The sequence below is a fragment of the Limnohabitans sp. 2KL-51 genome, from assembly GCF_003063645.1.
Lineage (GTDB): Bacteria > Pseudomonadota > Gammaproteobacteria > Burkholderiales > Burkholderiaceae_C > Limnohabitans_A.
Genome location: NZ_NESJ01000002.1, coordinates 33,803 through 46,591 on the forward strand (window position 1 = coordinate 33,803; position 12,789 = coordinate 46,591).

Genomic DNA, 12,789 nt, shown 5'->3' on the forward strand with positions numbered 1-12,789 from the left:
GTCCATGCCCCTCGAGCAAGGCCGCTGGATGCCGGCTGATAATGGCCTAGCCATGAACGGACGCCAATTCACCCAACTTGTTCTTTTGTCTGCCGTTTGGGGTGGTTCGTTTCCGCTCATCCGCGTGGCCGTCCCGGCTTTTGGTCCCATTGCCATGGCTTGCCTGCGTTGTGCCCTGGCGGCGCTGGTGCTCAGCGCCATCATGCGCTGGACGCGCCAAGCCTGGCCCGCCCGCGCGCATTGGCGATCGCTCACCGGGCTGGGCATATTGACGCTGGTGGTGCCCTTTATTTTGTACAACTGGGCCGGACTGGTCTTGCCTGCCGGGTATTCGGCCGTTCTCAACGCCACCGCCCCCATGTTCGGCGTCTTGGCTGGGGTGATGTGGGCCCAAGAACGCTTCACGCCCAGCAAAGGGGTCGGTTGTGTGCTCGGCTTTCTGGGCGTGACCTTGTTGCTGGGTTTGGGGCCAGTGAACCCGGACCTGGACGTGGTGCTGGCCGCCTTGGCCTGCGTGGTGGCCGCTGGCTGTTATGGCTTTGGGGCCATCTTCATGAAGCGTGCCACCCTGGCCCACCACGCGCTGCCCGCCTCTGCGGTGGTGCACTTGACCAGCGCTCTGGTGCTGGTGCCCGCAGCGGCTGCCACCGCCCCCAGCCAAGCGGTGGGCCTGCCCGCGCTGCTGGCTTTGCTGGTGCTGGGCGCGTTCACCTCGGGCTTCACCTACTGGATCAGCATGCGCCTGATGCGCGAGATCCCGGCCAGCGCCTCCACCTCTTCGGCTTTTTTGATTCCCCTTTTCGGTGTGTCTTGGGGGGCCTTGTTTTTGGACGAACCCCTCACGGCCGGTCTGCTGCCTGGCGTGCTGCTCATCTTGATCGCCTCGGCATTGCTCACCGGATTCAACCCCTTTCGAACCTTCCAACGCAGCGAACACTGAGCCAGAGTCCGACACCACTCATATAAGACAAAAGAATATATGCCCAACTAAAAAATCGTTTGTTTTGGCATAAAGCCCCCTTAAAGTCGCCCCCATGGTTGATTTGGCTTATGTCTTTGCAGGTTTTTTCGTGGGCACCATCGTGGGCCTGACGGGGGTGGGCGGCGGGTCCTTGATGACGCCGCTCTTGATTTTTTTCTTTGGCGTGAAGCCCTACATGGCTGTAGGCACCGACTTGCTGTTTGCGGCTTTCACCAAGTTGGGCGGAACCATCAGTTTTACCCGACAGCGCATCGTGCCCTGGCGTGTAGTGATTTTTCTCAGTGCGGGCAGCATTCCGGCCTGCTTGGTCACCCTGGGCTTTTTGCACTGGGTGGGGCCGGCCTCCCTCGAGGTGAAGTCGCTGATGACCAGCACTTTGGGCGTGGCCCTGCTGCTGACAGCGGCAGCCATGCTCTACAAGGCCGTGCGTGGCAAGCAAGTGCCTCGCCACCTGGCCAATGCCGACGAAGCCCATGCCAGCACCCCACGCCACTGGAGCCTGTCGGTGCTGTTTGGCGCTCTGATCGGCATCTTGGTTACCCTCACCTCGGTGGGCGCGGGCGCCATTGGTGTCACCGTGCTGCTCTTGCTCTATCCCATGCTGCCCCTGCCACGCATCGTGGCGGCTGACATCGCTTATGCCGTTCCACTCACGCTGCTGGCGGGCTTGGGCCACGCCTCCATGGGTTCGGTCGATTGGGCCTTGCTGGCCAAGTTGCTGGCGGGCTCGCTGCCCGGCATCTGGCTGGGCTCGCGCCTGACCCAACACACGCCGGATCGCGTGATCCGCTCCTTGCTTTCCGTCTTGCTGGCCTGGGCTGGCACCAAACTCGTTTTGATCTGAAGAAGTCCCCTCATGTACCAATACACCGAATTTGACAAACAGTTCGTGCGAGCCCGCGCTGCACAACACCGTGACCAACTCGAGCGCTTTGAAGCGGGACAGCTGACAGGCGATCAGTTCAAGCCCCTGCGCCTGCAAAACGGCTGGTACGTGCAGCGCTATGCGCCCATGCTGCGCGTGGCCGTGCCCTACGGCGAAATCTCGGCACCCCAGCTCAAAGTGCTGGCCCAAATTGCCCGCGAGTACGACACGCCCGACGCCGCCCTGCTGGCCGAAGCCCAGGCCACGCAAGACAAAATTGACTGGCCTTCATCCAAAGTTTCGCCCAAGCTGACCACCAACTACGGTCACTTCACCACCCGCCAAAACGTGCAGTTCAACTGGATTCCCCTCTCCAAATCGGCCGACGTGATGGACCTCTTGGCCACGGTAAACCTGCACGGCATCCAGACCAGCGGCAACTGCATCCGCAACACCACCACCGACGAGCTGGCCGGTGTGGCCGTGGACGAAGTGGTCGATCCAAGGCCCTACGCAGAGCTGATCCGCCAGTGGAGCACGCTGCACCCCGAGTTCGCATTTTTGCCTCGCAAATTCAAGATCGCCATCACGGGCGCTGAAGAAGACCGCGCCGCCATTGGCTGGCACGACGTGGGCCTGCAAATGGTGAAGAACGCGGCGGGCGAAGTGGGCTTCAAAGTGCTAGTGGGTGGCGGCATGGGTCGCACGCCTGTGGTGGGCACGCAGATTCGCGAGTTCCTGCCCTGGAACCAGATCATGAATTACCTCGAAGCCGTGATCCGCGTGTACAACCGCTGGGGTCGCCGCGACAACCTGTACAAGGCGCGCATCAAGATTTTGGTCAAGGCCGAAGGCCAGCGCTATTTTGACGAAGTCGAAGCCGAGTACCAGGACATTCTGGTCAAGGACGGCGGGCTGCACACCATCCCGCAAGCCGAGTTCGACCGCGTGGCCGCCTGCTTTGCGGCACCGGCGCTGAACCTGCCTTCAGATCAGGGTGAGTGGGCAGCTAAAGCCGAAGCGGATGTCAGCATCGAAGCGGCCAAGACGCCAGCCTTTGCCCGCTGGATCGCGCAAAACGTCAAGCCCCACCAGAACCCGGCCCTGCGTGCCGTGAGCCTGTCCTTCAAGCGCCTGGGCCAGGCACCGGGCGACGCCACCGCCGGCCAGCTCGATGCCGCTGCTGCACTGGTCGCCAAATACTCCGCTGGCGAAGCCCGCGTGACCCACACCCAAAACCTGGTGCTGCCCTGGGTGCGCCTGGACCAGCTGCACGCCCTGTGGCTCGAAGCCAAAGCGCTGGGCCTGGCCCAGCCCAACATTGGCCTCTTGACCGACATGATCGCCTGCCCCGGCGGCGATTACTGCGCCCTGGCCAATGCCCGCTCCCTGCCTTTGGCCGCCGCCATCACCGAGCGCTACCAAGACTTGGATGAGCTGAACGACCTGGGTCACATCGACTTTCACATCAGCGGTTGCATCAACTCCTGCGGTCACCACCACTCGGGCCACATCGGCATTCTGGGCGTGGACAAAGACGGCAAGGAGTGGTACCAGGTCACGCTGGGCGGCTCGGACGGCAAAGACCTTTCAGGCCCCACCACCCCCGGCAAAGTGGTCGGTCCCTCGTTCTCTTCGTTTGAAGTGCCCGACGTGATCGAAGCGATTTTGGACACCTACAAGGCCCTGCGCACCAGCCAGGGCCACAAGGCCGAAGCCTTCATCGACACCTTGCGCCGCGTGGGGCAAGACCCATTCAAGGCAGCGGCCAATGCCGCCCGCCACCCCGCCGAAGAAACCACCATCTGAAGCCCTCTTGTAGGAGCCCACCCCGTGGGCGATTTTGCGAAACCATCGCCCACAGGGTGGGCTCCTACAAAATAAAAACGACCATGAAAATCATTTCTGCCCAAGAACACAAAGCTGTTGCATCGCCTGCGCTCGTCACACTGGCCAACGACGCCGATCCCCGCACACTCGACCTGAATGGCATCACGCGCATTGATCTGCAGTTCCCCAAATTCACCGACGGCCGCGCCTACAGCCAGGCCTTTTTACTGCGCCGCCGCTTGGGCTTTGTGGGCGAGTTGCGCGCGACCGGCGACGTGCTGATTGACCAGTTGGTGCAAATGGAGCGCACCGGCTTTGACGTGGCTGTGCTGCGCGAAGGCGTGGACGCTTCGGCGGCGCAACGCCAATTTAAAAGGTTTGCCGGGTTCTACCAAGGCTCGGCTGTCGAAACGAAACCCCAATTTGCGAAAGCCGCCTGAGGTCATCAGCCACAGGACTCTCAACAAAACCAACCCGCCGACGCACATCCCTGCAGGAGCCCACCCCGTGGGCGATGTCCCCTGCGAAGGACCACCCACCATCGCCCACGGGGTGGGCTCCTACAAAAGACACACCATGACTTCCAGCCTGAATTCTTCCCGCAATGTCCCTGCCAAAGCCACCGAGCAAAACGCCAAGGCCAGCCCTAATTTTGCAGCCAAGCTGGCCGAAACGCAGGCGCTGCTGCAACGCGCTGCCGCCGAATTTACGCCCGTGACCCAAGCCTCCAGCCTGGGTGCCGAAGACGTGGTGATCACGCACCTCATCAACAGTCTGCAGCTGGGCATCCCGGTCTTTGTGCTGGAGACCGGCGCGCTGCACACCGAGACCCTGGCGCTGCTGGAGCGCACCCATGCGCATTCGCGCGCACCCATCAACGTGTTCCGCCCGGTGCCCGAATCGGTCATCCAGTTCGTGCGTGAAAAAGGTCAGGACGCGATGTACCAGAGCATGGACTTGCGCAAGGCCTGCTGCGGTATTCGCAAAATGGAGCCTCTGGCCCGCGCCTTGACGGGCCAACGCGCCTGGATCACGGGTCTGCGTCAGGAGCAATCCAATGCCCGCGCCGAAGTGCCGCTGCGCGACACCAGCGAAGAAGCCTCCAAAAACCTGGCCAAGTTCAACCCGCTGGCCAGGTGGACCTGGGGCGACGTGTGGCACTACATCGCCACGAACCATGTGGACTACAACCCCTTGCACGACCAGTTTTTCCCGAGCATCGGCTGCGCCCCTTGCACCCGCGCCATCAGCCTGGGCGAAGCGTTCCGCGCCGGCCGCTGGTGGTGGGAGGACGAAGCCGCCAAGGAATGTGGGCTGCACGTCAAGCCCTGAAAAACGTCAAACCCGTCCCTGTAGGAGCCCACCCTGTGGGCGATTCCCCTTCCCCAAAACAGAAGCATCGCCCACAGGGGTGGGCTCCTACAAAAAGAAAAGAGAAAACCATGACCGCCATCACACCCACCGAACTGCACACCCTGAGCAACGCCCACCTCGACGCGTTGGAAGAAGAAACCATCTTCATCCTGCGCGAAGTCGCCGCCGCTTTCGAGCGCCCCACCCTGCTGTTTTCGGGCGGCAAGGACTCGCTGGTCATGCTCAAGTGCGCCGAAAAAGCCTTCGGGAAAAAAACAAGCCCCTCCGGTAACGGCTGCATCCCCTACCCGTTGCTCATGATCGACACCGGCCACAACTTCCAAGAAGTGACCGACTTCCGCGACGCGCGCGCCAAGGAACTGGGTGCCGAGCTGATCGTGCGCAGCGTCGAAGACTCCATGAAAAAAGGCACCGTGCGCCTGGCCCACCCGGGCGAGAGCCGCAACGTGCACCAGTCGGTCACACTGCTCGAAGCGATTGAAGAGTTCCGCTTTGACGCGCTGATTGGCGGTGCCCGCCGCGACGAAGAAAAAGCCCGCGCCAAGGAGCGCATCTTTTCCCACCGCGACAGCTTTGGCCAGTGGCAGCCCAAGGCCCAGCGCCCCGAGCTGTGGACGCTGTTCAACCACAAGTTGCAATCCGGTGAGCACTTTCGCGTGTTCCCCATCAGCAACTGGACCGAGCTGGATGTGTGGCAATACATCGCCCGCGAACGCATTGCGCTGCCGTCGATCTACTACACCCACAAACGTGAAGTGGTGGACCGCCGGGGTCTCTTGGTGCCGGTGACCGCGCTGACACCGCCCAAAGACGGCGAAGAAGTGGTGGTGCGCGACGTGCGTTTTCGCACCGTGGGGGACATCACCTGCACCTGCCCGGTGGAAAGCACGGCCTCTACACCTGAGCAGATCGTGATCGAGACGCTGGCCGCCGATGTGAGCGAACGCGGGGCCACGCGCATGGACGACAAGACGTCCGAGGCTTCCATGGAGAAGCGCAAGAAAGATGGGTACTTCTGACACGCGCTCTTCGTCATGGCGAGCAAAGCGTAGCCATCCAGCATCTGTGCAAGGTCAAAGACCCATGGATCGCCACGTCGCTTCGCTCCTCGCGATGACAGGCTTTAGCCAAACCTGACAGCTACTTTTTTCACGATCCAGGACAAAAACATGAAGATCCCCAATCAAGCCAGCGCCCTCAAATTCATCACCTGCGGCTCGGTCGACGATGGCAAGAGCACGCTGATTGGCCGCCTGCTGGTGGACACCAAGGCCGTGCTGCAAGACCACCTGGCGGGCGTGCAGCGCTCGGGTGAAACCGATCTGGCCCTGCTGACCGACGGCCTGAGCGCCGAGCGTGAGCAAGGCATCACCATCGACGTGGCCTACCGCTACTTCAACACCGAATCGCGCAAGTTCATCATTGGCGACGCGCCTGGTCACGAGCAGTACACCCGCAACATGGTCACGGCCGCATCGAGTGCCGACGCTGCCGTGGTGCTGGTCGACGCCATCAAGCTCGACTGGGCCAACCCCCACTTGCAACTGCTGCCGCAAACACGCCGCCACTCGCTGCTGGTGAACCTGCTGCGCGTGCCCTCCATCGTGTTCGCCATCAACAAGCTTGACGCCGTGGCCGATGCCACCGTGGCCTACAAAAACATCGCGGGCGCTTTGGAAAAATTTGCCAAAGAAGCCGGGATCAAGGTCGCCGCCATGGTGCCCGTGTCGGCCCTCAAAGGCTGGAACGTGGTGACCACCGAGAACAATGACCAAGCCGACTGGTGCGGCTACAGCGGCCCCAGCCTGCTCAGCATCCTCGAAGACCTGCCGGTCACGCCCGCTGAGACCGATGTGGCCTTCAGCTTCCCGGTGCAGTGGGTCGAAAAGTTCCATGACTCCGGCGTCACCACCCAGGGCCGCCGCGTGTTCTGGGGCCGCGTGGCCACCGGCAGCGTCGAGCCAGGCCAGACCGTCAAAGTCTTCCGGAGCGGCCAAACCGCCGTGGTCTCGCAAGTGCTGTCGGCCACTCGCCAGCCGCAAGGCAAGGCCGCCGGCCACAGCGCAGGCATCGTGCTCGACCGAGAAGTGGATGTGTCGCGTGGCGACTGGCTTTTGGCGGAACACGGCAGCCCCGAAGGCCAGCGCCAGCTGAGCACCACCATCGCCTGGATGGACGACGAGCCTTTGGTGGCCGGTCGCCTGTATTGGGCGCTGCATGGCCACCGCTGGGTCAAGGTGAAAGTGCAGCGTGTGGTTCACCGCCTGAACGTGAACACTCTGGCCGAGGAAAATGCCACCGCGCTGCCCCCCAACGCCATCGGCCATGTCACGCTGGCCCTGCAAGAGCCGCTGACCACCCTGCCATTTGCGCAGTCGCGCATTTTGGGCGCGCTGGTGCTGGTGGACACGGCCAGTCACAAGACCTCGGGGGCGGTGCTGGTGAACTGAAAGCCCCCCCAGCCTGGTGCCCAAAGCCCTGTTGACCTCATAGACACAGCCAGCCTTGGGCCCGGTCGACCCTGAAACCCCCTTAAAATGTTGGCTCTGCGTGGTTTGGCTGCGCAAAACTCTTTCACTCCAAGTCCATCATGACCCACGTTGTTTCCGAATCCTGTATCCAATGCAAATACACCGACTGTGTAGACGTTTGCCCCGTGGATTGCTTTCGCGAAGGCCCCAACTTCCTGACCATCGACCCCGATGAGTGCATCGACTGCGCTGTGTGCATCCCTGAATGCCCCGTGAATGCCATCTTTGCCGAGGAAGACCTGCCCGCCGACCAGCAGCACATGACGAAGCTCAACGCCGAGCTGGCTTTGTTGCCCGGCTGGAAGAGCATCACCAAGCGCAAAATCCCCATGCCCAACGCCGACGACTGGAAAGACAAGACCGGCAAGCTGGCCGAGCTGATCCGCTGATCCTTGCGAATGGCCGAATGTTTCGGCCTTTTTTCTCGCTAGCCACCCCTCATGACCACCCCCATCGACACCGACGCGCTGGTCATTGGCGCAGGTCCCGTGGGCCTGTTTCAGGTCTTTCAGCTGGGCCTGCAAGGTTTGCACTGCCAAATCGTCGACGCCCTGCCCCATGTGGGCGGCCAATGCGCCGAGCTGTACGGCACCAAACCCATATACGACATCCCGGGCATCCCCTATTGCACCGGACTTGAACTGATCGAGCGCTTGCAGCAACAAATGGCTCCCTTCAAACCCACCCTGCACCTGGGCCAGCAAGTGGACAGCGTCGAGCGCCTGCCCGACCAGCGCCTGCAGGTGATCACCGATGCAGGTCAACGCTTCCTAACCCAGACCCTGTTCATCGCCGCTGGCGTCGGCGCCTTTGTGCCGCGCCGCATGGTGTTGGGCGGCCTGGCGGATTTTGAGGGCACACAAGTTTTTGTGCAGCACCCCTCGCCCGAGCATTGGGCAGGCCAGCATCTGGTGGTGGCAGGCGACGGCGACACTGCCTTGCAAACCTGCCTGAATGCATGTCAAGGCCCGCAAGCCGCTGCCAGCGTCACCTTGCTGCACCGCCGCGATCAGTTCACCGCCGATCCAGGCTTGACCGCTCAAATGCGCCAAGCCTGCACCGAAGGCCGCATGCGCTTTGTGGCCGGTCAGCCCACAGGCCTGCGCACAAAAGCTGGGCGCTTGCAAGCGCTGGAACTGCTCAACCCGCAAGGCGAAACCGAATGGCTGAGCCTGGAGGTGCTGCAAACCTGTTTGGGCCTGTCGCCCAAATTAGGCCCCTTGGCGCAATGGGGCTTGGCGATGGAACGCAAGCAACTGGTGGTCAACACCGAAAATTTCGGCACCTCCGAGCCGGGCATTTTTGCCGTAGGTGACATCAACACCTACCCGGGCAAAAAGAAGCTGATTTTGTGCGGTTTTCACGAAGCCACACTGTCCGCCTTCGGTGCCGTGGCCCTGCTGCGCCCCGAAGAAAAGACCCTGCTGCAGTACACGACAACCTCCACGCTGCTGCACCAGCGTTTGGGCATCGCCTAAAATTCACATCGCACCGCAATTCAGCGGCGCATTCGCTAGGGGTGTTGGTGGCTGCAAGGCCATCGACTGAGAAAGTCCCTTTGAACCTGATTGAGGTAATCCTCGCGCAGGGAAGCTAGTCAAAAGAACGGCGTCCGGTTTCGGCCGCATGACGTTCCCAGCCAGCCGACCTGCCATAACGTTGAAGGAATAACGTCGTGGCATTTTTTTCGCCCATCTTTTCGTCTCATCCGCGCCGGTCTACCGGCCCCTTTGCTTTTCGCGCCACCCACGTCGCCAGCGCCATCGCTCTTTTGACGGCCACCGGGCTGGGCGCGCAAAACCTGACCGACATCACCATCACCGACACCGCGCCCTCGCAGGTCAGCGGCTTTGCCGATGTACCGCTGCGCCAAGCACCATTCAGCGCCATCACGATCGACCGGCAAACACTGCAAGACATCGGTGCGCAGCGCGTGTCCGACGCCTTGCGCCTGGACGCCAGCGTGGCCGACAGCTACAACTCGCCCGCGTATTGGGACAGCCTGAGCGTGCGCGGCTACACGCTGGACAACCGCTACAACTACCGCCGCGAAGGCTTGCCCATTTCAGCCGAAACCATGATTGGGATGGACAACAAGGACCGCATCGAATTGTTCAAGGGCACCAGCGGCATCCAGGCCGGCACCAGCGCCCCGGGTGGTCTGGTCAACTACGTGGTCAAGCGCCCGCCCTCGGCCCAAAACACCACTGTGCGCGACGTCAGCGCCAGTTTCGGCCCGGCCCACAGCAGCAGCATCGCCCTCGACTTGGGCGGCCGTTTTGGCCAAGACCAGGCGCTGGGCTACCGCTTCAATGCGGCCTACGAAGATCTGAGCCCGTACATCAAAAACACCGAAGGCCACCGCCGACTCTTTGCCTTGGCCATGGACTGGCGTCTCACGCCCGACAGCCGTCTGGAATGGGAAATTGAGCGCAGCGAACGCCAGCAAATGGGCGTCAACGCCTACAGCCTGCTTGGCGACATCCTGCCCGCCCCGGTGGATGGCAAGCGGAACCTGACACGCCAAAATTGGTCGGTGCCCGGCGTGTTTGCAGGCACCACCGGCACCTTGCGCTTCAAGCAAAACTTGGAAGGCGGCTGGTTGTGGAGCACGCAATACGGCGCACAACGCTTGCGCACCGACGACCGCTTGAGCTTTGCCTATGGCTGCAGCGCCCAAGAACGCTGGGACCGCTTTTGCAGCGATGGCGGTTTTGACCTGTACGACTACCGCAGCGACCACGAACGCCGCAGCAGCGACGCACTGCAAACCGAACTCAGCGGCGCCATACGGCTGGCCGGTCTGCAACACCAACTGGGTCTGAGCCTGATGCGCAGCCGAATGCTGGACCGCCCCTCGGCGATGCAGGCCTACAACTGGGCGGGCACGGGCAACATCAACGGCAGCTTCGACAGCCCCGAGGCCCAGCCCACACCGGGCGAGCTGAACACCCAACGCAGCGAATACACCACCGAAATCGCGCTACATGACCGGATTGAGTTGAGCGCGCAAACCGCCCTGTGGCTGGGTTGGCGTCACACGCGCCTGAACCGCGCCAGCGAGCGCACCGACGGCAGCCACGCCGTGCAAGACGAGCGCAACTTCAACACACCCTGGCTGGCCTTGACGCACCAGATCACGCCCGCGTACCTCGTCTACGGCAGCTACGGCGAAGGCCTTGAAACCGATGTCGCGCCCAACCGCAGCCGCTACACCAACGCCGGTCAAGCCCTGCCCGCCTTGCGAAGCAAACAGTTCGAGATCGGCGTCAAAGGCCAATGGGCCCGCACGCGCTGGCAAGCGAGCTGGTTTGACATCACCCGCCCTGTGGCGGGCGACGAAGGCGCCTGCGATGAGGCCAACACCTGCACCCGAAAAATCGACGGACAAGCCCGCCACCGAGGACTGGAGTTGTCGGCAGGCCTCTCCCAAGCGCAATGGCAATGGGACATCGCCACCACCTGGACAGATGCCAAGCGTCAAGAGGCTGCGATTGACCCCAGCGTGAACGGCCAACGCGCCCTGAACGTGCCAAGCCTGGGCTTGCGCGCTGTGGCGCAATACCGCTTCGCAGACGTCCCCGGTCTGCGCAGCAGCTTGCGACTGAACCACGAAGGCACGCGCCGTGTGACCGAGGATGGCGCCATCCAACTCCCCGCTTGGACCACGCTCGATCTGGCCACGCATTACGACACGCGCATACAAGGCACGCGCACGCAATGGACACTGGCCATCGACAACCTGGCCGACCGCCGTTACTGGCGCGAATCCCCCAAGCAATACGGCCACTATTACTTGTACCCCGGTGCACCCCGCACGCTGCGTTTGGCGGTCAAGGCCAGCTTCTGAAACCAGGGCTGCAAGATTTTCAATAAATCTACAGCCCCTCTCAAAACAGGCTAAAAATCGCCCTATAATGCAAAGCTGTTCCTCAATAGCTCAGTCGGTAGAGCGCCGGACTGTTAATCCGTAGGTCCCTGGTTCGAGCCCAGGTTGAGGAGCCAGTTAAATCCAATAGAAACAAGCACTTAGAAGAAATTCCAAGTGCTTTTTTTCTTGCCTGAAACACTTCTCACCCGATGCTCATTGGCTGCCCTGATTGGATACAGGCTGAATGCTGAGCTCGAGCATCCCCAAACAACTCAACGATGGCCAAAAAAGTGACGCCCCACACCGTCATGGACAAGCGCGACCTGGTCTGCAAACGAATGCGAAGTGATGTTTGGCAACGCCCTGTCAACAGCCCTGCCAGCTATTCGCATTCAGACTCGAAAGCATTGATCAATGCACTCAAGCTTGGACCGGGGGAAGTTTCTCGCCAAACCAGGCCAACATCTCCAATTTCTTGAGTCAATGTCAATGGCAGTGTTCTGAGCACACCATTTTTCTCCAGGTTAGAAGCCGCTGCGCTGGACATGATGGCCAAAGCATTTGTTGAATTCAAAAAAATGGGATTACTGGTCGGTGACACCGATGAAAGCAAAATCCTTGGGAAGGCTATGCCCTCTCGTGCAAAAGTCATTTCAACGGCATTTCTCAGAGGAGTGCCAAGCGTGGGCATGAGCCAAGGATATGCAGAAATGTCTTTCCATTGAATTTTTTTGCGCGACAAAAGTGGGTGCTTCAAACCACAAACCACTCGGTGCTGATCTACAAAAAGTCGCTTTTGAGGCAGCCCGGATGCGATGGCACGCGCATCCAGGCGTGTGACCAATAAATCGATCTCATTTCTCTCAAATCTGGCCCATAGGCCCGCAGCGACGTCTTCAATCAATGAAAGACTGATGGTGGGGAATTCTTCTTGAAACTTCAACAGGACATTGGGGACCAGCGACGCAGCAGCCACTTGCATCGCACCCATCCGAACCATGCCAGTGGCACCCGCATTGATGGCGTTGATTTCTTCAACGACACGTTGCGCATCATTCAACATGCGAACAGCATGTGCCAGCAAGGGTGCAGCCAAAGCCGTTGGCTTTAAAGGTTGGCCGCGAACAAACAAGCGCCCACCCACTGCCGATTCAATATCCGAAAGCCACTGAGAGACGGCAGGTTGAGTGATGTCCAAAGATCCGGCGGCGGCCGTCAAGCTGCCATGCCTTGAGACAGCCAGCAACACCTGCAAATGGCGATATCGAATTCGGCGAAGCAGGTTTTGAGCATCCATTTTTTTCGAATTTGGCTGAATCTTTTTCATAAGCATTTA

At 61.0% G+C, this 12,789-nt stretch carries 11 protein-coding genes, 1 tRNA gene and 1 riboswitch; of the genes, 11 read left to right on the forward strand and 1 reads right to left on the reverse strand.

Going from position 1 to position 12,789, the window contains the following annotated elements; translation table 11 throughout:
• Positions 1-4 precede the first annotated feature (4 nt).
• The 11 genes from B9Z49_RS01805 (at position 5) to B9Z49_RS01855 (ending at position 11,587) form a co-directional block, all read left to right on the forward strand.
• Positions 5-940, forward strand: coding sequence for a DMT family transporter (locus B9Z49_RS01805; RefSeq protein ID WP_233254467.1), 936 nt, complete (start codon positions 5-7; stop codon positions 938-940).
• A 94-nt stretch (positions 941-1,034) separates the two neighbouring features.
• A complete protein-coding gene (locus tag B9Z49_RS01810) occupies positions 1,035-1,826 on the forward strand; it encodes a sulfite exporter TauE/SafE family protein (RefSeq protein ID WP_108351748.1) in 792 nt (263 codons plus the stop codon).
• A 12-nt stretch (positions 1,827-1,838) separates the two neighbouring features.
• Positions 1,839-3,656 carry a nitrite/sulfite reductase gene (locus B9Z49_RS01815; RefSeq protein ID WP_108351749.1) on the forward strand — a complete coding sequence of 606 codons (1,818 nt, stop codon included), beginning with the start codon at positions 1,839-1,841 and terminating at the stop codon, positions 3,654-3,656.
• 83 nt (positions 3,657-3,739) lie between these two features.
• Complete coding sequence (locus B9Z49_RS01820) at positions 3,740-4,117, forward strand: DUF934 domain-containing protein (protein WP_108351975.1); 378 nt, start codon at positions 3,740-3,742, stop codon at positions 4,115-4,117.
• A gap of 136 nt (positions 4,118-4,253) precedes the next feature.
• On the forward strand, positions 4,254-5,009 hold the full coding sequence (locus B9Z49_RS01825) for a phosphoadenylyl-sulfate reductase (protein WP_108351976.1): 756 nt from the start codon (positions 4,254-4,256) through the stop codon (positions 5,007-5,009).
• A 110-nt stretch (positions 5,010-5,119) separates the two neighbouring features.
• Positions 5,120-6,070 (forward strand): sulfate adenylyltransferase subunit CysD, encoded by a 951-nt coding sequence (cysD, locus tag B9Z49_RS01830; protein ID WP_108351750.1) that lies wholly within the window; start codon positions 5,120-5,122, stop codon positions 6,068-6,070.
• 150 nt (positions 6,071-6,220) lie between these two features.
• On the forward strand, positions 6,221-7,501 hold the full coding sequence (locus tag B9Z49_RS01835) for a sulfate adenylyltransferase subunit 1 (RefSeq protein ID WP_108351751.1): 1,281 nt from the start codon (positions 6,221-6,223) through the stop codon (positions 7,499-7,501).
• A gap of 140 nt (positions 7,502-7,641) precedes the next feature.
• Positions 7,642-7,971, forward strand: coding sequence for a ferredoxin FdxA (fdxA, locus tag B9Z49_RS01840; protein ID WP_108351752.1), 330 nt, complete (start codon positions 7,642-7,644; stop codon positions 7,969-7,971).
• A 51-nt stretch (positions 7,972-8,022) separates the two neighbouring features.
• Positions 8,023-9,060 (forward strand): NAD(P)/FAD-dependent oxidoreductase, encoded by a 1,038-nt coding sequence (locus tag B9Z49_RS01845; RefSeq protein WP_108351753.1) that lies wholly within the window; start codon positions 8,023-8,025, stop codon positions 9,058-9,060.
• Positions 9,061-9,087: 27 nt separating this feature from the next.
• Positions 9,088-9,190: riboswitch (TPP riboswitch) on the forward strand.
• A gap of 67 nt (positions 9,191-9,257) precedes the next feature.
• On the forward strand, positions 9,258-11,432 hold the full coding sequence (locus B9Z49_RS01850) for a TonB-dependent siderophore receptor (protein ID WP_233254468.1): 2,175 nt from the start codon (positions 9,258-9,260) through the stop codon (positions 11,430-11,432).
• Positions 11,433-11,511: 79 nt separating this feature from the next.
• Positions 11,512-11,587 (forward strand) — tRNA-Asn (locus B9Z49_RS01855).
• A gap of 248 nt (positions 11,588-11,835) precedes the next feature.
• On the opposite strand, the gene B9Z49_RS01860 is transcribed toward B9Z49_RS01855, so the two are convergent.
• Positions 11,836-12,780, reverse strand: a complete 945-nt coding sequence (locus B9Z49_RS01860) for a LysR substrate-binding domain-containing protein (RefSeq protein ID WP_158273398.1) — start codon at positions 12,778-12,780, stop codon at positions 11,836-11,838.
• Between the last annotated feature and the right edge of the window lie 9 nt (positions 12,781-12,789).